The following is a 20890-nucleotide window of genomic DNA, read 5'->3' as shown; positions in this document are numbered from 1 at the left end:
GGGGTCTCCCCATGTGAGAGTAGGGAACTGCCAAGCATTAAATAAGACGAGAAAGCCAACCCACTGGGTTGGCTTTTTTGCGTTTATTCTATTTCACTTACGTTAAATTCTTTATTTATCGTAATAAAACTAGACTTAATAAACTCCCTCAATTTGCCACAGTAATAAATTGTTTTTATTAAAAAATAATCATAAATACCCTTTATATTCCCATTTCTTTATTTCTTGAAAACTGTAAATTTATAAAAAAAACACTTATACACATATATTTAACATTATTTTTATGCAACACTATTTGTCATACAAATGAGTCTCGGCTTATTTACTTACTCTACATAGATAAAAGCAATGGGAGCATAAGTATGGATGTTAATTTTTATGTAACATGCATTGGTGACGCCTTAAAGTCTCAGATGGCAAGAGATAGTGTATTGCTGTTAGAAAAACTAGGCTGTCAAGTTCATTTTCTCGAAAAACAGGGCTGTTGTGGTCAACCTGCTATTAATAGTGGATATATTAAAGATGCCATTCCAGCGATGAAAAACTTGATTAAAACCTTTGAAGTTAATGACTATCCTATTATTTCTCCTGCTGGATCATGTTCTTTTGCTATTAAAAGTTATGCTAAATATCTGGTAAATGAACCTGACTGGGCTATTCGTGCAGAAAAAATAGCTAATCGCATGTTTGATCTCACCTCCTTTATCGTTAATCAATTAAATATTGTTGATGTAGGTGCAAGCCTTAAAGGAAAAGCTGTTTATCACCCGTCTTGCAGCTTATTTCGTAAAATGGGAGTGAAAGAAGAGCCACTCACACTATTACGTCATGTAAAAGGGCTAGAATTATTACCTTTTGACAATATGGAAACCTGTTGTGGTTTTGGGGGGACGTTTTCGGTAAAAATGGCTGAAATTTCAGGTGAAATGGTCAAAGAAAAAGTTCATCACATTATGGATGTTCATCCTGACTATTTAATTGGTGCGGATGTCAGTTGCCTATTAAATATAGGTGGTCGTTTAGAGAGAGAAGGTCGTCCAGTTAAAGTGATGCATATTGCGCAAGTATTGATGAGCAATGAGGAGGAATTATGTCATTAAAAACAAGCTCTCTTCCTTTTAAAACGCTAATTGATCGTCAAGTTCACGATCAAATTATGCAAAAAGCCGTTGCTAATGCGCAAGAAACTATTGGCCGTAATCGTCAAAAAATGGTTGATGAATTAGGACACTGGGAGGATTGGCGGGATAGAGCGGCGCAGATCCGTGATCATGTACTTGCTAATTTAGATGCCTATTTATATCAATTATCTGAAAAAATAGAACAACATGGTGGGCATGTTTTCTTTGCTCAAACGAAAGAAGAAGCCTCTCAATATATTCTCAATATTGCAAAAGAGAAAAAAGCCAAAAAAATAGTCAAAGCCAAATCAATGGTGACGGAAGAAATTGGCTTAAACCCTGTATTAGAAAATGCAGGTATTAATGTTATTGAAACCGATTTAGCCGAGTTTATTCTTCAACAAGCAAAAGATGCCCCATCTCATGTAGTGGTCCCTGCTATTCATAAAAATAGAGCTCAGATACGTCAAATATTTCATGACAAACTGGGTTATAACGGCTCAGATACACCAGAAGAAATGACGCGTTTTGTTCGCCAGAACATTAGAGACGATTTTTTTACTGCCGATATCGGTATTACGGGGTGTAATTTTGCGGTAGCAGAAACAGGCTCTGTTTGTTTAGTCACTAATGAAGGTAATGCACGATTAAGTACAACATTACCCAAAACGCATATTGCGGTGATGGGGATGGAACGTATTGCACCTACTTTTAAAGAGGTAGATATCTTAATTACCATGTTGGCCCGTAGTGCAGTAGGGTTACGTTTAACGGGCTATAATACATGGCTTACTGGCCCTAAAGAGAATGACAACGTTGATGGCCCAGAAGATTTCCATCTTGTTATTGTGGACAATGGCCGCTCGAAGATCATTGGTTCTGAATTTAAAGATATTTTACGTTGTATCCGTTGTGGTGCTTGTATGAATACTTGCCCTGCTTATCGCCATATTGGGGGGCAAGGATATGATTCTATCTATCCAGGCCCTGTTGGTGCCGTCTTAACGCCACTACTTGGTGGATATAAAGACTTTAAAAACCTGCCTTATGTCTGCTCATTATGTACTGCTTGTGATAGCGTTTGCCCAGTAAAAATACCTTTATCAAATCTTATAAAGAAACATCGTGAAGTCATGGTAGAGCAAGGTATAACACCAACAACCGAACGTAATATTACTCGAGTATTCAATTATGTGAACCGTCATCCTATGTTATGGAAAGTTGGGATGAATATGGGAGCACATGCTACAAAATGGTTTATTAAAGAAGGTAAAGCGCCATTAAATATCGGTGCAATAAAAGCATGGACAGAGGCGAGGAATTTACCTGAAGGTGATGGTGAAAGTTTTCGTAGTTGGTTTAAAAAACACCAAAAAGAGGAGAAATAAGAGATGGATAACAATAAAGAACGCTTTTTATCAAATCTTGCTTCTCAATTAGGTAGGCCATTAAAAACGCAACCTGAAGCTGTACCTGAACCAGTAAATTTATATCCAGAACAACGATTAACGGAGCTTTCTGATGATGAACTTTATCAATATTTTCTCAATACAGCTCAGTTAGCAGGAAGTACTTATGAAACGACAACATTGTCATCTTTACCTAAGCATTTAGAGACTCTTTGTGAACAGTATGGTTTACCAGTGATATTAACGGGTGATCCACGATTACAGGAAAGTGGTGTGATTGATTATTTATCAGAACACTGTCATGCCAATATTTGGGATCATACTGAGGGTAAAAAAAATATTGAACGGGTAAAAGAGGCAAAAGTCGGAATTGTATTTGCTGAATATGGACTTGCAGAATCTGGTGGTGTTGTTTTATTTTCTGGGGCTGACAAAGGAAGAAGTGTTGGATTGATCCCTGAAACCACGATTTTTGTACTAAAACGCAGTACGATTTTACCTCGAGTTGCTCAGTTAGCAGAAAGATTACATCAAATGGCATTAAAAAATATAAGAATGCCTTCTTGTATTAATATTATTAGTGGTCCTAGTTGCACATCAGATATTGAATTAATTAAAGTTGTTGGTGTTCATGGCTCTTTAAATGCGATTTATGTGATTATTGAAGATTGTTAAATTAAGTCATGCGCCTCTTTATTGAGGCGCTTGTTCTTCTGATTCTAATAGTGCGTAGTTTAATAACTTCTTATTACCATCGATGACCATCATTGACGTTTTTGTTTGATAGCATTCGCTTAAAGGTGAGTAACATTTTTTCGCTGAGTTATGTTCAATACCTAGCCATTGGCTTAATAGCCAATAATTATCTGCGGTAGAAAAAGGTTTATTTAAATTTTCTTCATTGATATTTGGTCGCGTTGCAGATGCGCTATACCAAATAAAGAGCGGTATATTATAAGCTTCTTGGCGAGGACTGTTCACGCCATGGTGATAACGTACTTCTCTATTTTTATCTAATCGTTGTAATGCGTGATCTGAAAAATAGAGTATAGATGCGGGTTTATCTTGTATTTTTTCAATAATTTGGCTGATAAGCTTGTCAGTATAAGCGATAGAGCTATCGTAGCAGTTATCATCTTCTTGTTGGGTAAAGGCTTTAAGGTAAGTGCTAGGAAAACGATTACATGCCGGCTCATGGCTACCATAAGTATGTAGGACAATGAGCTTTTTATTTGATGAGTTGTCATTAAGCGCATTATCTAAAAATGGCAATAATTCTTCATCATAGCCAATAAATTCATTCCATTTTTTATGTTGGGCCATATTGGCAATCACAGAAATCACACTCGTTTTTGGATTTCCTTTACCTTGGTTACTTAACCAATATGTTTTGAAGCCAGCATGATTGGCAAGAGAAATGATATTATCAGCGTAGTGTTTCTTATCATATAACTCTGTTAGGTTGATATTAGAAAGGGATATGGGTACTGATAATATGGTCACAGGCGCTGGAGAATAAGCTTGCTTAAATAATAAAATATTATTTTTTTCTTTCTCTAAATTAGGGGTAGTATCGTACGGATACCCATAAATTCCTAAATGATCACGTCGTACTGATTCACCAATCAAAAGAATATAAATTTCTGTTTTTTGATCCACTTTATCATAGTTAAAATTAACTTTTTCTGATGTGATCTTTTTGATTTGTCTATTTTCGTGGAAAGTCCGCACTAAAGCTGCTGCATTGTAAAAAGGGGTATTAAGTAGATAATACTCAGCAAGTAATTGGGTTTTATTCTCTGATCTTATTGCTAAGTTTTTGTATAGAGAAATAAGAATTATTAATATAAAAATAGCAATTAAACATCTTTTATTAGTTTTGTTATTTAAATAACGGGCGCTAATATGTATTAAATAGAAAAAACAGGTAAATATAACAATATAAAAGAGTACATAATATTTATTATAAGAGAGCATACCAACAGTTTCACTTCCATTAGTATTAATGAAAGTTTCTGCTATTGATGATGAAAAGGGAATATCATGTTCACGATAAAAAAACAGTGAGATGGAGAGGTTTAAAGACCATAAAGCAGCAACAATAAAAGTAATCACTTTTCCTATAGTAAACCGATAGATACCGCCACAGAGTAACATCAGGAGCCAACCGATAATCACCATAGAGAACTTTTGTTCAATATGCAGGGTTGAACCCGCTAATAGTGCAGGTACTATAGATAAAATAAATAAAAGAGAAAAGTTTATTACTTGAGACATGCTTTTATCATTATCACCTTTTTCCATATAGAATAAAAAGTTAACCATTTAGCATTTCATAATACAAGTCTTGTTTAGCTAAAATGAGTCTGAAACTGCTATTTCAGTACTTATCTTATCTTTTATTGACTTATTATACTGTTACTTATAGTTATATTTACACTTTTAATTAATTGATCTTGCTTGAAATTTTCCTATAGACTTAAACTTAAATCACATTAGTCAATAGTAATTTAAAATATCGTATAGATATGTATTTTTAAACCGATATTAATTTAATTAAGTAAAGAGTAAAAAAAAGTGCCAACATTGTTGGCACTTTAAGAATAAAAAACTATTTTACAGATGTTTAATGAGGTTTACCTTGCTCTGCACCAATACCTATTTGTGAGCGAATAAACTGAGCTTCAAATTTCATACGCTCTTGAGTTGCCAGAGAAGAATTATCGGTAATGGAGAATAACCATGAAACGATAAAGGCAATGATCATAGAGAAAAGAGCAGGGTACTCGTAAGGATAAATAGGTGTATCATGACCAAGAATACTCACCCAGATCGTGGGACCTAAGATCATTAAGGTAACGGCAACAATTAAGCCAGACCAGCCACCAATTACAGCCCCACGTGTTGTTAATCCCTTCCAATACATAGAGAGTAAGATAATAGGGAAATTACAACTTGCAGCGATAGAGAAAGCTAAACCGACCATAAAGGCAATATTCTGTTTCTCAAATAAAATACCTAAACCAATGGCGACAATGCCGAGAATAACAACCGTTATTTTCGAAACTTTTAGCTCTTGTCGCTCATCTGCTTGGCCATTTTTAATTACATTGGCGTATAAATCATGAGAAACGGCAGATGCACCTGCTAAAGTTAATCCTGCAACAACGGCTAAAATAGTGGCAAAAGCGACTGCAGAAATAAAACCAAGGAAGAAATTACCACCAACAGCATCCGCTAAATGAACAGCGGCCATATTGGTGCCACCAATTAAAGCACCAGCGGCATCTTTGAACAGAGGATTAGGGCTAACGAGTAAGATAGCCCCGAAACCAATAATAAAAGTAAGAATATAGAAATAACCGATAAAACCTGTCGCATAGAAAACACTTTTACGAGCCTCTTTTGCATCGCTAACGGTAAAAAAGCGCATGATAATGTGGGGAAGTCCTGCGGTACCAAACATTAAGGCAAGACCTAAGGATAATGCAGAGATAGGATCAGAAACTAACCCTCCTGGACTCATGATAGAAAAGCCTTTTTGATGGACGTTAACAGCTTCTTTAAACAAGGTATTGAAGTTAAAGTCTGCCGCTTTCATTACCATGACCGCCATAAAAGTTGCACCGGCGAGTAATAAAATGGCTTTGATTATTTGTACCCAAGTGGTGGCTAACATGCCGCCAAAAAGGACATAAAGAACCATTAAAATACCGACTAAGATCACCGCAATATGGTAGTTTAAGCCAAAAAGTAGCTCGATTAATTTACCCGCCCCTACCATTTGAGCAATAAGATAGAGGGCAACAACAACTAATGAACCTATTGCAGAAAGTGTTCTAATGGGCTTTGGACTTAAACGGTAAGAGACAACATCAGCAAAAGTATAGCGTCCTAAATTACGCAAACGTTCAGCGATAATAAATAGAATGATTGGCCAGCCGATTAAAAAGCCAATAGAGTAGATAAGTCCATCATAGCCAGAAGTGTATACTAACGCTGAAATTCCTAAAAAGGAGGCGGCAGACATAAAATCACCGGCGATAGCCATACCATTTTGAAATCCAGTAATTTTGCCACCTGCAGTGTAATAATCAGACCGTGATCGAGTTCGTTTAGAGGCCCAGTAAGTAATATACAGTGTTAAGCCAACAAAGATCAGAAACATGATAATGGCTTGGAAGTTAATTGGCTGTTTTTCACCCCCTTCTGTTATCGCTGCGGCTAATACATTGGGGGATAATAACGTTAATAGTGATATGGCGTAGTGTTTATTTTTCATTTTTCTACCTCACCAAGAATTTCTGCCGTTAATTTGTCAAACTCTGTATTTGCTCTAATAACGTAAATCCCTGTTAGTAGAAAAGAGGCGATAATTAAGCCAATACCGATAGGAATACCTCGTGTAATGTAACTGCCTTCATAGAGCGGTGTACCTAACCATTGTGGATAAAAAGCAATCAGCAATATAAATGAGACATACATAACAAGTGTAATAATCGAAAGTCCCCATGAGAAACGACTACGTTTTTTAACCAGTTCTTTAAAGCGAGGGTTATTTTCTATCTCTTGATAAATATTGGGATTCATCAGAGTTCTCCTCAAAATAATTATTTGGTTTATTACATGATTTAGAGGTGTTTATCCCCGCATGTCATGAATTTGTGATAAGAGAGCCCTGCAAAGGCATAAAATGCCTTTGCATAGTAGTATTCCGGTTTTATTGACTGCTGTATTATTTGAGCACTAGCACTTTAAATGGTCAGTGATAGAGACTGTTTTTCTTCTAACAGTTTTTCTACAACGCCTGGATCGGCGAGTGTTGAGGTATCTCCAAGGTTAGTTGTGTCGCCAGAGGCAATTTTACGCAAGATACGACGCATAATTTTCCCAGAGCGTGTTTTAGGTAAGGCATCTGTCCAATGAAGGATATCTGGTGTTGCTATTGGGCCTATCTCTTTACGTACCCAATTGCGCACTTCTGTATAAAGCTCTGCCGTAGGTTCTTCACCATGATTTAGCGTGACATAAGCATAAATAGCTTGTCCTTTTATATTATGGGGAATACCAACAACAGCCGCTTCTGCAATTTTAGGATGGGCGACAAGTGCGGATTCAATTTCGGCGGTACCTAAACGGTGACCAGAGATATTTAAAACATCATCAACACGGCCTGTTATCCAATAATCACCGTCCTCATCACGACGGGCACCGTCACCTGAAAAGTACATGCCTTTAAAGGTCGAAAAGTAAGTCTGTTCAAAACGGTCATGATCGCCAAATAATGTTCTTGCTTGGCCCGGCCATGAATCTACGATCACCAAATTACCTTCACAAGCACCGTCTTGTATTTCCCCCATATTGTCAACAATTGCAGGTTGTACACCAAAGAATGGACGAGTCGCTGAGCCTGGTTTTAGATCCATTGCTCCCGGCAATGGGGTTATCATGAAACCTCCTGTTTCTGTTTGCCACCATGTATCAACAATAGGGCATTGGCTACGTCCCATTTTTTGATAAAACCATTCCCAAGCTTCTGGGTTAATAGGCTCTCCTACTGAGCCTAAAATGCGTAAAGAGGTTCGTTGCGTACCTTCAATGGCTTTGTCTCCTTCCGCCATTAATGCGCGGATCGCAGTAGGTGCGGTATAGAGAATATTAACTTGGTGTTTATCAACAATCTGGGCCATACGATTGACTGAGGGGTAATTGGGGACTCCCTCAAACATCACTGTTGTGGCACCATTTGATAGCGGGCCATATAACAAGTAGCTATGGCCAGTTACCCAACCGACATCCGCTGTACACCAATAAATCTCACCATCATGATAGTCAAAGGTGTATTTAAAGGTCATTGAGGCATAAACAAGATAACCGCCAGTGGTGTGCAACACGCCTTTGGGTTTCCCCGTAGAGCCTGATGTGTAGAGAATAAAGAGTGGATCTTCTGCGTTCATGACTTCCACATCACATTCTGTACTGACGCCTTGAACAATTTCATCCCACCATAAATCGCGTCCTTCAATCCATTGTTCTGTTTGCCCTGTTCGACGTAAGACCACAACATGTTCAATAGGCGGGATATCCACATGAGTGAGGGCATCATCAACATTTTTCTTTAAGGGTATTGCTCTACCAGCACGTAAGCCTTCATCTGCGGTGATCACTAATTTTGCTTTAGAGTCAATAATGCGCCCTGCCACTGCTTCTGGTGAGAAACCACCAAAAATAACAGAATGAATAGCCCCAATACGAGTACAAGCTAACATCGCAACAGCTGCTTCAGGAACCATTGGCATATAAATAGCCACTACATCGCCTTTTTTGATACCTAGTTTTTTTAATACATTGGCGAATTGACAAACATCTTGATGAAGTTGGCGATAGGTAATGCTTTTCGATTCATTAGGGGAATCACCTTCCCAAATAATAGCAACTTGATCCGCGCGTTTTTCTAAATGGCGATCAAGACAGTTTTGGCTAATGTTAAGTTGCCCATCTTCAAACCAGCGAATACGGACATGGCCTGGATCAAAGGAGGTATTTTTCACGATAGTATAGGGGGTTATCCAATCAACAATTTTCCCTTTATCTGCCCAAAAGGCCTCAGGGTTTTCGATGGATAATGCATAATCTTTTTGGTATTGCTCTTTATTAATCAGGGCGTGCTCTGCAATGTTTGCAGGAATGTGATGCTGGTTTATTTTTGTCATAATTGTTCTCCTTACTGTTGTTAATACTATGTCAAAAAGTCGTTAACAAAAGAGGGTAAAGAGACATTGTTTCTTTTTTGCGCAGAAGATCACGAAATAATGGAAATGCTTTTCATGGCGTGATCAATTAGTGCTAAAGGTTGTTATGTGTAATTTATCTACCTTTTGGGTATTTTATGAAATATTAAACCAATGATAAGCTTTTTATTTAAAATAAAATACTGTGAAAATTGATGTCACTGGGTTGGATAAAAAAACCACAAAGATAATATGGATATGATAATGATTTTCATTAACATTTTTTTCACTATAATAAAGAGATAAATCACATGGCGTGATCGAATATAAAACAGCACTGGAGATTAATATGAGCTATACATTACCTGCACTCCCTTATGCTTATGATGCGCTAGAACCTCATTTTGATGAGCGCACAATGGAAATTCACCATACTAAGCATCATCAAACTTATGTGAACAATACTAATACTGCGTTAGAAAAACTGCCTGAATTAGCGGGTTTAGAAATTGATGAACTCGTTAAGAATTTACATAAAGTACCTGCTGATCAACGTACCTTTGTACGTAACAATGCGGGTGGTCATTCTAACCATACTTTCTTCTGGAAAGGATTAAAGCTAGGCACTCAATTACATGGTTCATTAAAAGATGCCATTGAACGTGATTTTGGTAGTGTTGATACATTTAAAGAGTTGTTTGAAAAAGCCGCAGCTAGCCGTTTTGGCTCAGGTTGGGCATGGTTAGTATTAAAAGATGATGGAAAATTAGCTGTTGTTTCTACCGCAAACCAAGATAGCCCATTAATGGGTGAAGAGTTAGCAGGTGCATCTGGCTATCCAATTATTGGCTTAGATGTATGGGAACATGCGTATTACTTGAAATATCAAAACCGTCGTCCTGATTATATCAAAGCATTCTGGTCTGTAGTTAACTGGGATGAGGCGCAAAAACGCTATCAGAGCAAAGCATAATATCGCTATCATTCTCTTTTCTCTCTATTTATCAATGCCGACAATTATTGTCGGCATTGTTTATTTAGCCTGCTCTCTTTATTATAAAAGGACTTTTTTTCATTGAGGTAATGAGTTATGCGCTATTTCCCCAGTGTTTTTATTGGCAATATCACGACGACTGCAAATGGATTTACCAGTGCGATCACCAAAAGGCTGGTGGATGGGCATATTAAACTAACATCACTGGGCTTAGCAGGTGATGAGCAAGCAGAAAAAGGGTTTCATGGTGGGCCTGATCGCGCTTTGTGCCATTATCCTCAAGAACATTATCATTACTGGTCTGAGCAATTTCCTCAACTGGCTGACTTATTTAATGCTCCTGCGTTTGGTGAAAATATTTCGACTACCGGTCTGACAGAAGAGAATGTTTTTATTGGTGATATATATCAATGGGGTGACGCTTTAATTCAAGTGACCCAGCCTCGTTCACCTTGTTATAAGTTAAACACGGTGACTGATATCAGCGATTTTTCACAACTGATGCAAGATAGCGGTTTTTGTGGCTGGTTATATCGCGTGATAAGTCCCGGCGAAGTAGGCTGTCATCATCCTTTGGTTCTACGCTCAAGAAATAGCGATATCTCGGTCAAAGAAGCAATTGCTATTGCTTTTCATATGCCATTTGATGAGGAGTCGTATCGTCGCTTATTAGCAGCGGCAGGACTATCCGCTAGTTGGTGTAAAACCATGCAGTTAAGATTGCAAAAACAAACTATTGAAAGTTTTGATAGAAGGCTATTTAAGAAATAGTCAGAAAATAGGCCAGCAGTTATCTGGCCTATAATAATGATTATGGGTGAGCAATAAACCCAATAGCCTCATAAACCTTATCTAAGGTTGTTTGAGCGCGCGCTTTCGCCTTATCGGCACCTTCTTTCATGATTTTATTTAATAGTGCTTCATCATTACGGAAGGTGTTAAAGCGTTCTTGAATATTTGTCAGCATATCTGATACAGCCTCAGCAACCGCGCCTTTTAGATGACCGTACATTTTGCCTTCAAATTCAGCTTCGAGTTCAGGGATAGTTTTACCTGTCACACCCGCTAAAATATCTAATAAGTTAGAGACACCGGCTTTGTTTTCTAGATCATACGCAACGCGAGGTGGCTCTTCTGAGTCTGTAACAGCACGTTTTATTTTTTTCGCCGCCGCTTTGGGATCTTCAAGTAAAGCGATAACATTATTGCGGTTATCATCAGATTTAGACATTTTCTTAGTGGGATCTTGTAGTGCCATCACGCGTGCGCCACCTTTTGGAATAAAAGGATCGGGTACGGTGAAAATGTCACCATAGATGGCATTAAAGCGTTGGGCAATATCACGGCTTAATTCAAGATGTTGTTTTTGGTCAATACCAACCGGTACTTGGTTGGTTTGATAAAGGAGGATATCAGCTGCCATTAAGACGGGATAATCAAATAATCCCGCATTGATATTTTCAGCATGACGAGCTGATTTATCTTTAAATTGGGTCATACGGCTTAATTCACCAAAGTAGGTGTAGCAGTTTAGCGCCCAGCCTAATTGTGCATGTTGTGGAACATGAGATTGTACAAAAATTGTGCTTTTTTCAGGATCAATGCCACAAGCGAGATAAAGAGCCAGTGTATCTAAGGTTCTTTTTCGCAGTTCGGTAGGATCTTGGCGTACAGTGATGGCATGTTGGTCAACGATACAGTAAATGCAATCGTAGTCATCTTGCATTTGTACCCACTGACGTAGTGCTCCCATATAGTTCCCGATAGTTAACTCACCAGAAGGTTGTGCACCACTGAATACAATAGGCTTTTGAGCCTTTTTTTCTACTGAAGTCGTCATGTTAGTTCTGTTCCACTGTTGTCATTGACGTAATATCAAGGATAGAGAGCAAATCAGCAAAATCGTCGAGTATAAAATCGGGTTTGCTATCTGCAATGGGTTCACCGTAGTTATAACCATAAGTTAACCCCACACAAGGGCACTGTGCTGCTTGAGCGGCGATAATATCGTTACGGGAATCTCCGACAAAAAGAAGCTCTTCTTTTTTAACACCAAACGTGCCCATTGTTAAATATAATGGCGCTGGATGGGGTTTTTTTTGTTTTACATCATCACCACCAAGCACCAATGAGAAGTCGTTGTCTATACCTAATTGCTTTAACAGTGGTTGGATAAAAGGAGTAGGTTTATTCGTCACTATGCCTAAGGAGAGAGAATACGAAGCAAGTTTTTCTAGTGTCTCTTTAACGTGTGGAAATAGATTGCTTCCTGTTTTGACAGAGTTTGCATAGCACTCATCAAAGAGATCACGTACCTCTTTTAATAAAGTATCGGTGACATCTTTAACTCCACAATGGTGTAGGGCGCGCTTTAATAGCATATCAACACCATTACCAACCCAAATGGTGACATGGTGTTTATCCACTGTTGGGAAGCCTTTTGCTTTTAGTGCATAGTTTGTGGCTTCTGTTAGCCCAACAGCGCTGTCAGTTAGTGTACCATCAAGATCAAAAGCGATAGCACGAATACCTTTGAGTTTTTTTTCTGTCATTTCGATACCTTATCTAATTCTCGGCGCATATTGTCGATAACCTGTTTATAATCTGGCTGATTGAAAATAGCAGAGCCAGCAACAAACATATCCGCACCTGCTTGAGCAATTTCGGCAATATTATCAACTTTGACACCGCCATCAATTTCTAAACGAATGTCATAGCCACCATCATCAATCATCTTGCGAACTTGACGTAATTTATCGAGTGTCTTTGGTATAAATGATTGACCACCGAAGCCAGGGTTTACTGACATCAGAAGAATAAGATCTAATTTATCCATTACATAATCGAGATAGTTGAGAGGCGTGGCAGGATTAAGGACTAAACCTGCTTTACAGCCACAATCTTTGATTAATTGAATAGTGCGATCAACATGCTCACTGGCTTCGGCATGAAATGAAATATAGGTTGCTCCTGCTTGTGCAAAATCAGGAATAATACGATCAACCGGTTTTACCATTAAGTGGACATCAATAGGTGCTGTGATCCCGTAGTTGCGTAGCGCTTTACAAATTGGTGCACCGAACGTTAAGTTAGGGACATAGTGATTATCCATTACATCAAAATGAACCACATCAGCACCTGCAGCGAGCACTTTCTCCGTATCTTCACCAAGGCGGGCGAAATCTGCAGATAAAATAGAAGGGGCAATCAGAAAATCTTTCATCGCGTTCTCCTGACAACACTCCCATTGTCGGGAAGTGTTAACGATTATTTATATAAGGCTAGTAATTCGTTCACTTTGCTACGACCTAGTGTGTTGCTACTAATTGTTCTTCTGACTTTCACACTATGTAGCTCTTTCGCGTCTACATACCACTCTTTTGTTAACGCAGTTTCATGATTTGATATTAACACGGGTATCTGTCTCTCGTAAGCCAACATTGAGGCAAGTTGAGCTAGATGCTGTTGTTCTTGGAAACTAAAGCTATTTGTATGGTATGAGGTAAAATTTGCCGTCGGTGATAACGGTGCATAAGGTGGATCACAGTATACAACAGAACCTTTGGTGGCATTTGTCATGGTTGATGAATAGCTTTGGCAGACAAATAAGGCTTTTTGCGCTTTTTCTGAAAACCAAATCAATTCGTCTTCTGGAAAATAAGGTTTTTTGTAGCGACCAAAAGGAACATTATATTCACCTTTGGAGTTGTAACGGCATAATCCATTGTAGCAATGACGGTTTAAGTAGAGAAAAAGCACACTGCGTTGGTATGGATCTGTTGATTGATTAAAGTCTTGTCGTAGTTGATAAAACTCTTCTGCATTATTCATCTGGGGAGTGAATAATAGTTGAGCATCCTTCATAAATTTTTCAGGATACAGTTTTACCGTATTATAGAGATGGATGAGATCGCTATTTATATCGGCAAGAATATATGAATCATATTCTGTATTTAAAAATACAGAGCCAGCACCCATAAAAGGTTCAATTAAACAGTTACCTTGAGGTAGATGACGCTTAATGTCATCTACCAAAGGGTATTTACCACCAGCCCATTTTAGGAATGCGCGTTTTTTTTTCATGCCGTCCAAATTTCTCAATCGTTTCAGAGTCGCCGATTGTACTCTGTTTCAGACAGCATATCAGCGGTGAACATCGTTAACTTATTTTTTTAGATCCTGATGAACATGTTTCATAGGTCTAACCCAAGGTTTTTTAGCTTGCACAGCCGCCGGTAATGAAGCCACGGCCTGTTTTGCTTCGCTTATATTACGATAGTTACCATAGATGAGTACATACCAAGGATTACCATTACGCTGGGTTTTATAAATAGCGTAGTTTCCATTAAGATTTTTTTTAGCGAAAGCTTCTAACGTATCTTGGCGACTCGCACCACTTAACTGCAAAGTATAATTTGTTGCAGGAATGGCTGCTAGGTTATTTGCTGATAAGGCTCCTGATGCAACGGGTTTTGTGGTTGGTTTTGCCACAGGCTTAGTCTGTGTGGTTGCAGGAGGTGTTACCGGCTTGGTCGGTGTAGGTTTGACCTCAGGTTTTTGCGTTGGTGCCGGTTGCGGTTTGGTCACCGGAGTTTGTGGCGTTGTCGGTTGGTTTTGTGTATTTTGCTGTTGTTGATTAACAGCTTGGTTAACACCTGCTTGTTGTTGATTGAGTGAATCAACAATATCTCCTGGGATCTCAACACGTTGACCTTGAGAGTCAATCATTGGGGGGAGATTTTGAGATGGCTGCGTTGTAGGCTGCTGTATTTGTTGGCCCGTCAGCTCCTGAGGTGTGGATGTTTGATTGTTTGTTGATGTTACTGAAGGCTGAGACAGTTCAATATTCTTTTCTGTTCCTGTTGTTGAGGCTGTTGTTTCTTTATCACTGTCTGGTGATTTCAGCGCAGAGCTTATCGCAATAATTAAAAGAATGAGAACCAGTACCCCAACACCTATCATCATCTGTTGACGGGATACAGAGAAACGAGCATTTTTTAATGGGTTATTACGAGGTCGATTAGTGCGACGTTCGGGTCTATCCGAAGTATCAGGTTTGAGTGAGTTATCGCCACTCTTAATTTCATTTTCAGGTTTGAACTCGTCCATTATGCCCTCCGTCAGAGCGTCAAAAAGCGAAAGTTAGCCATTACCTCTAGTATAAGGATGAAACGCTTTTTCTGAAACGTCACATTTGAGATTATTAACCAGAATTTTCCTTAAATAGACTTTCCAGTTTATCTCTCGTTAGGTGATGGTATGCTTAATTTGCATTAATGCATGATGTTATCGCTTTATACACTTGTTCGCGAGAGATATCCGCACGTAGTTCTGATTGACCGATACCTTTTGGTAATACAAGGTGCAATTTACCCGCGGAAACTTTTTTATCTCGCATCATATGAGGTAAATAGTCTTCAGGTTGCATCTCATCAGGGCCATTGACGGGAAGATTTGCTTTTTTAAGTAATTGGATCACTCGCTGAGTTTCTGCCTGAGTAAATTGACCCAAATCTTGTGCGGTTTTAGCCGCCATAACCATACCCGCAGCGACAGCTTCACCATGTAGCCACACACCATATCCCATATGTGCTTCAATTGCGTGACCATAAGTATGACCTAAATTAAGTAAAGCTCGTAGACCACTCGTCTCTTTTTCGTCTGCTGCGACTACTTGTGCCTTAAGTTCACAGCAACGGCGAATACAGTAAGCCATGGCTTTAGGTTCAAGCGCTATCAGTTTATCAATATTGTTTTCAAGCCAGATAAAGAAGTCTTTATCTAAAATAATGCCATATTTAATCACCTCCGCTAAGCCTGATGACAACTCACGAGGAGGAAGCGTTGCAAGACAATCGAGATCGATAACAACAGATGCAGGCTGATAGAAAGCACCAATCATATTCTTACCCAGTGGATGGTTAACTGCTGTTTTTCCACCGACAGAAGAATCGACCTGTGATAATAACGTAGTAGGAACTTGAATAAAACGTACACCACGTTGATAACTTGCAGCCGCAAAGCCTGTTAAGTCACCAATAACACCACCCCCTAGTGCAAGCAGTGTTGTATCTCGATTGTGATTTTTTTCTAATAATGCAGTAAAGACATCATTCATTACCGTCAGGGATTTATACTGTTCCCCATCAGGTAAAATCACGCTATCAACCAAAACACCTTGTTGTTCTAAGGTGTTTGTTACCTTGTCTAGATAGAGCGGCGCAAGTGTCACATTTGTGACAATCATCACTTGTTGCCCTTTTTTTAAAGGTAAAAAGGTTTCAGGCTGGTGAAAAAGGCCAGAAGCAATGGTAATGGGATAGCTTCTTTCACCTAAAGTCACAGTGATTTTTTCCATAGCAACGGCCTTCTTCAAGTAGTCTTTACTTTCATCTCATCTAAAGAATTTATTAGTTTTTCTCTAATAATTCAATAATTTGATTTGCAACGATTTTTGCACTCTGATCATCAGTATGAATGGTGATATCAGCAATCTCTTCGTAAAGAGGATTACGTTCTTCTGCGAGGGTTTCCAGTACATCACGTACGGGTTCAACACCTTGCAATAAAGGACGTTTTTTATCTCGCTGAGTACGAGCAAGTTGTTTTTCAATGTTGGTTTCTAAATAAACAACAACACCGCGTGCTGATAGTCGGTTACGGGTTTCTCTTGATTTCACCGAACCACCACCTGTTGCTAGTACAATGCCTTGCTTTTCAGTAAGTTCGTTGATTATTTTTTCTTCACGTTGACGGAAGCCTTCTTCGCCTTCTACATCAAATACCCAACCTACATCTGCACCTGTACGTCGCTCAATTTCCTGATCGGAATCATAAAATTCCATACTAAGTTGTTGAGCTAACTGACGACCAATAGTGCTTTTGCCGGCACCCATAGGCCCAACCAGAAAGATATTACGTTTCTCTGCCATGTTTTTGGTATTACTAAGATATTCGTTAATGATAACCCGCCCCGCCAAATTCATTCAGCGACGGGACCTAAACTGAAATTTATGAGTGTTTATTTCATTCACGCCTGATAACGTGTGTATCTACTCTCATATTAAAACTGAGTTTTTTCAGTAGAACGCTATTAAATAACCACGTGTTGTCGCAAGCGACAACACAGGATAAAAATCCCTTTGCCTACAGTACATAACAAGATATGACCTATAAAAATTATATTATCTTTGTTGGCAATGCGGAGATTCTAACACAATTTAGCCGGAAAACCGCATCTGATCACTTTGTCTTTTCTGTCATCAGTTGATCAATATTACATATAAAAAGCCCTACCTCCAAGAAAGAGGAAGTGCATAAAATGTATCCGTATTATCGTTGTGATGTTTCAGGCCCACTCAATTAGCTAACCCTTGTAAGCTAAATCGTCCTCAGCGTCAAATCTATAAATAGAGATTATAAGAAAAAACAATGAATAACTTACAGTTTTATCTTGGCAGAAATAAGGTAATTGTTTGTATTATAATAAAAAAATAAATCATACTAAGAAAATTAGATTAATTTGGGTGTAATAAAAATAACCAATTCATGACGACTATGTTGGTCACGCTTATGGCTAAAAAGTATCCCTAGTAATGGCAGTGAAGATAAAAAAGGAATTTTTGCTGCATGCTGTTGCTGCTTTTGTTGAAATATTCCTCCTAACATCAGAGTCTCACCATCATGAATAGTAACTTCTGTCATTATTTCTTGTTTATCTATTGAAAGGTGTTCACTACCTCCTTGTACTAAGGCAATACCTGGTGTGTTTTGACTAATTTTTAATAGCAATCTAATTTTATTGCTTCTTTGAATGATCGGCGTTACCTCCATCCCCAAAACAGCCTCTTTAAATTCAACTCGGATGGTGTCGTTATCTCTGCTGACATAGGGAATTTCGGTTCCTTGCTTGATAGATGCCGTTTTTTCATGTGCAGCCGTTAATCGAGGACTGGCAATGATGGCGAGTTGTTTCTCTTGTTCTAAGGCGCTTAGTTCTAATTCTAAAAGGCGACTATTAATTCTGGCGATATTAAAGGCTATGTAATGTAAGGGGTTTTTTGTTTTTTGATGCAGTGCCAATGCGGCAAGAGAAGGTGCTGTGAGCGGTGCTGATGCTATGTTATGGGGTGTTGTAGTATTGTTTGATGTACCTTCTAAATTTGTCGATTTCATATTGAGTAATCCCCACTGCGTTCCTAACTCATTTAACGCATCCTGACTGCTACTGATGATATGTGCGGTAATATGCACCTGTTGCTGTGGTGTTTCTTTAATTTTTAACCAATCAGAAATTTCAGTATGTGCTTTTTCTGTATCAATAATGGATAAGCTATTTGAATCTTTATCTATGGCTATTCGTCCATGATCACTGAGTAATGAAATTCCATAGTTCGTTAACTGCTGTGCCACGGTGGTTACATCAGCATACTGTAATGGGTAGATACGATGGTGTAATGTGCTGTTTTGGTGTTGAAGAGTTTCACTATTATCTGTTTTATCAATGAAATGGTGAGTGTTATTACTATCAATAGGTTGTTCTGGATAAAAAGGATCTCTGGATTGAGCAAAACCAGCAAAGCACAAGATAGATAGTAGTAACAGCAAATAAAAAAAGACGCTTTTCATAATATTTCACTCTGACTTCAAAGGCGCTAGAACATTTGGTGTCGTTATGTCGACTAAATTCAATTCAACTGAGAGTAAATCAGGGGGGATAGGCGAAATGAGCAGTGCAGAAAGAGCGCAACCTGCTTGATGTAGATGCGCTAATAACGTTAGTAATTGTGAGTAAGAGAGTGAAAAACGTAGCTTAAAACTATTATCGACACTATGTTGCCAACTATGAGGTATCAAGTGATGGTTATCGATTATCTGTTGTAAACGCTGATAGGCTGAGCCTGTTTGTGGTGGAAGTTTATAGTCATGTTGTAACGCTTTTAATAAGGCTATAGCAGGAGACGAATGCAATATCGACTGCAGTTGTTGTATCTGCGTTTGGTGTTGGCTAATAAGCTGTTGTTGCGCGGTTATGTCCTGCTGATAGCCCGAAAAGCTGAATAGATAACATAACAAACTCACTATTATAGAAGGGGCTAAACTTAAGAGTGCCTTTTGCCAAAAAGGTAAAAGGGCGAAATAAATTACCCAATTAGTCTTTATTTTCATTGTTATCGACATCCTGTTCGCTATGTCTATGTTGAGATACTTGATATTGCCAACTCTGCCACTTACCAGAAAACCTTATTTCGCTGTAACGGGGATCTTGTTTGCTCTGTTGAAAAGAGGAGAGTGTTAATGATGTTAGGCTGGGGTGTTGGTTAACTTTAGATATAAAAGTAAGTGTTTGCGCACAAGGGAGCCTCACTTGAAGCGAAAATGTTGCATCATTTTCAGAAAACTGCACGATATAACCTTCCATAGGGAGCAGTGTTTCTAGTGCTTGAAAGAAAGCGAGGTAACTTAAATAGTGAAGCCAATGTTGATAATAATGCCAATAACGCTGTTGATATAAGCGGGTGATTTTCTGTTCATGTTGGTCATTGTGATATTGCTTTTGTAGTGAGTACTCACGTTTTTGATATTGTGATTGTAAAAGTGAGAGTGTTTTTACTTGTTGTACTAAATAATAAGCGTAGTAACCACAAGCACTGAATGTAATAACAACGAGTATCATGCTCCAATAAAGCCACCGTTGTGCTTGATGTCGATATAAGGCTTGACGCCAAGGAAGAAAATTTATTTGATACATGCTGTCTCCCAAGGACGCAAAGCTAAACCAATGGCAATTAGAGGTAGCGTCTTTTTGGGCGGTATAGACATAAATAGCCGCTCTTTTTGGGTTGGCCAAATAGGCATTTGTTGGCGAAAGTATTCTGCATTGTCACCTGAGAAATAACATTGCTCCTGTGGCCAATGATGCTTGATGAGTAATTGCTGTAATTGTTTTTCTTGCTCTTGGTGGTCTTGATAAGAAAGAGTACCGTAATGGGGCATCTCTTTATCTGCACAAACCCAAAGCATTTGATTATTTTGACAAAAAATTAATATGCTATGAGGCGATATGTTGAGATGTGTGGCAACATAACGCAACGCACAAGCTGGAATATCAATCGCAGTGATGGTTAAGTTTATTTTGGCGAATAAGGCAATATAAGTCTCTATCAGTGTCTTGTTATGTAAATGGATGGCGAGATGTTGGTTATGTTGCCGATAATCGAATTGTACCGCTTGTTTGGTGACTTGTTGATGAGAAGTGGCTCGGAGTTGCGCTAATCGATAATAGGCTGCAGGTGTCAGGGAAATCAGGTTAGATAAGGCAATGGTATGATAACTTGCCACTGTATCGGGTAATGCCAGTGCAACACGGTTGATTGGCGGTAGAGATTGTTGCCATCGTTTTAAGATAGTTCTTAAATTTATATCATCTATATTATCATTAAGAGGTAAAGGGAATTGCCAAAATGCATTGATCTTCCATTGCTTATTTTGCTGAAATACTAAAACGGCATTGATATGATTGATATTAATTTCAATACCAATCTGATAATTATCTGTTTTCATAAATGATATCCATATCTATTGAATGTGTAATAGCCTATTTTCCAAGAGGCGTTACCTTTATACTACGCACTG

The 20890-nt window shown here is 38.5% G+C and carries 20 protein-coding genes; 5 read left to right on the top strand and 15 right to left on the bottom strand.

The window, feature by feature from the left end:
- Positions 1-362 precede the first annotated feature (362 nt).
- Genes AACV01_RS17775 through AACV01_RS17765 form a run of 3 tightly spaced genes read left to right on the top strand, consistent with a single transcriptional unit; the run spans position 363 to position 3205 of the window.
- On the top strand, positions 363-1100 hold the full coding sequence (locus AACV01_RS17775) for a (Fe-S)-binding protein (RefSeq protein ID WP_004246615.1): 738 nt from the start codon (positions 363-365) through the stop codon (positions 1098-1100).
- Positions 1091-2509 (top strand): LutB/LldF family L-lactate oxidation iron-sulfur protein, encoded by a 1419-nt coding sequence (locus AACV01_RS17770; protein ID WP_004246616.1) that lies wholly within the window; start codon positions 1091-1093, stop codon positions 2507-2509. Before AACV01_RS17775 ends, AACV01_RS17770 begins: the two co-directional genes overlap by 10 nt.
- A gap of 3 nt (positions 2510-2512) precedes the next feature.
- Entirely contained in the window at positions 2513-3205 is a 693-nt protein-coding gene (locus AACV01_RS17765; RefSeq protein WP_161682251.1) for a LutC/YkgG family protein, read from the top strand.
- Between the two features lie 18 nt (positions 3206-3223).
- On the opposite strand, the gene AACV01_RS17760 is transcribed toward AACV01_RS17765, so the two are convergent.
- From AACV01_RS17760 to acs, 4 genes are all read right to left on the bottom strand, one after another.
- On the bottom strand, positions 3224-4855 hold the full coding sequence (locus AACV01_RS17760) for a sulfatase-like hydrolase/transferase (protein WP_161682249.1): 1632 nt from the start codon (positions 4853-4855) through the stop codon (positions 3224-3226).
- A 301-nt stretch (positions 4856-5156) separates the two neighbouring features.
- Positions 5157-6812: a cation acetate symporter gene (locus tag AACV01_RS17755; protein WP_004246620.1), complete on the bottom strand. Its 1656-nt coding sequence runs from the start codon at positions 6810-6812 to the stop codon at positions 5157-5159.
- On the bottom strand, positions 6809-7120 hold the full coding sequence (locus AACV01_RS17750; RefSeq protein ID WP_004246621.1) for a DUF485 domain-containing protein: 312 nt from the start codon (positions 7118-7120) through the stop codon (positions 6809-6811). The genes AACV01_RS17755 and AACV01_RS17750 overlap by 4 nt, the downstream gene beginning before the upstream one ends.
- A 164-nt stretch (positions 7121-7284) precedes the next feature.
- On the bottom strand, positions 7285-9243 hold the full coding sequence (gene acs / locus AACV01_RS17745) for an acetate--CoA ligase (protein ID WP_004249862.1): 1959 nt from the start codon (positions 9241-9243) through the stop codon (positions 7285-7287).
- A gap of 367 nt (positions 9244-9610) precedes the next feature.
- Here acs and sodA point away from each other — a divergent pair, with 367 nt between their 5' ends.
- Together sodA and yiiM are read left to right on the top strand one after the other, a co-directional pair.
- Entirely contained in the window at positions 9611-10234 is a 624-nt protein-coding gene (gene sodA / locus AACV01_RS17740) for a superoxide dismutase [Mn] (RefSeq protein ID WP_104731885.1), read from the top strand.
- Between the two features lie 117 nt (positions 10235-10351).
- Positions 10352-11026: a 6-hydroxyaminopurine reductase gene (gene yiiM / locus AACV01_RS17735; RefSeq protein WP_004246625.1), complete on the top strand. Its 675-nt coding sequence runs from the start codon at positions 10352-10354 to the stop codon at positions 11024-11026.
- 40 nt (positions 11027-11066) lie between these two features.
- On the opposite strand, the gene trpS is transcribed toward yiiM, so the two are convergent.
- The 11 genes from trpS to AACV01_RS17680 all read right to left on the bottom strand — a co-directional run bounded on the left by trpS (position 11067) and on the right by AACV01_RS17680 (position 20818).
- Complete coding sequence (gene trpS, locus AACV01_RS17730) at positions 11067-12095, bottom strand: tryptophan--tRNA ligase (RefSeq protein WP_046335101.1); 1029 nt, start codon at positions 12093-12095, stop codon at positions 11067-11069.
- Position 12096: 1 nt separating this feature from the next.
- On the bottom strand, positions 12097-12807 hold the full coding sequence (locus AACV01_RS17725) for a phosphoglycolate phosphatase (protein WP_004249859.1): 711 nt from the start codon (positions 12805-12807) through the stop codon (positions 12097-12099).
- The gene (rpe, locus tag AACV01_RS17720) at positions 12804-13478 is read right to left on the bottom strand and encodes a ribulose-phosphate 3-epimerase (RefSeq protein ID WP_004246629.1); all 675 of its coding nucleotides are present in this window, start codon (positions 13476-13478) and stop codon (positions 12804-12806) included. The genes AACV01_RS17725 and rpe overlap by 4 nt, the downstream gene beginning before the upstream one ends.
- 44 nt (positions 13479-13522) lie before the next feature.
- Positions 13523-14338, bottom strand: a complete 816-nt coding sequence (gene dam, locus AACV01_RS17715) for an adenine-specific DNA-methyltransferase (protein ID WP_004249858.1) — start codon at positions 14336-14338, stop codon at positions 13523-13525.
- Between the two features lie 81 nt (positions 14339-14419).
- A complete protein-coding gene (locus AACV01_RS17710) occupies positions 14420-15364 on the bottom strand; it encodes an SPOR domain-containing protein (RefSeq protein ID WP_012368597.1) in 945 nt (314 codons plus the stop codon).
- 154 nt (positions 15365-15518) lie between these two features.
- On the bottom strand, positions 15519-16613 hold the full coding sequence (gene aroB / locus AACV01_RS17705) for a 3-dehydroquinate synthase (protein ID WP_004249857.1): 1095 nt from the start codon (positions 16611-16613) through the stop codon (positions 15519-15521).
- A gap of 52 nt (positions 16614-16665) precedes the next feature.
- Positions 16666-17187, bottom strand: coding sequence for a shikimate kinase AroK (gene aroK, locus AACV01_RS17700; RefSeq protein ID WP_012368596.1), 522 nt, complete (start codon positions 17185-17187; stop codon positions 16666-16668).
- Between the two features lie 580 nt (positions 17188-17767).
- Positions 17768-18883 (bottom strand): secretin N-terminal domain-containing protein, encoded by a 1116-nt coding sequence (locus tag AACV01_RS17695; protein WP_004249992.1) that lies wholly within the window; start codon positions 18881-18883, stop codon positions 17768-17770.
- A gap of 6 nt (positions 18884-18889) precedes the next feature.
- Positions 18890-19423 (bottom strand): hypothetical protein, encoded by a 534-nt coding sequence (locus tag AACV01_RS17690; protein ID WP_004246640.1) that lies wholly within the window; start codon positions 19421-19423, stop codon positions 18890-18892.
- Positions 19407-20006, bottom strand: a complete 600-nt coding sequence (locus AACV01_RS17685) for a PilN domain-containing protein (RefSeq protein WP_161682247.1) — start codon at positions 20004-20006, stop codon at positions 19407-19409. The genes AACV01_RS17690 and AACV01_RS17685 overlap by 17 nt, the downstream gene beginning before the upstream one ends.
- The gene (locus AACV01_RS17680; RefSeq protein WP_012368593.1) at positions 19994-20818 is read right to left on the bottom strand and encodes a hypothetical protein; all 825 of its coding nucleotides are present in this window, start codon (positions 20816-20818) and stop codon (positions 19994-19996) included. The genes AACV01_RS17685 and AACV01_RS17680 overlap by 13 nt, the downstream gene beginning before the upstream one ends.
- Between the last annotated feature and the right edge of the window lie 72 nt (positions 20819-20890).

This window comes from Proteus sp. G2609, assembly GCF_963896135.1.
In the GTDB taxonomy this organism is placed as follows: domain Bacteria; phylum Pseudomonadota; class Gammaproteobacteria; order Enterobacterales; family Enterobacteriaceae; genus Proteus; species Proteus mirabilis.
Note: the sequence above shows the minus strand (reverse complement) of the source record. Positions and strands in the feature narration are given on the sequence as shown.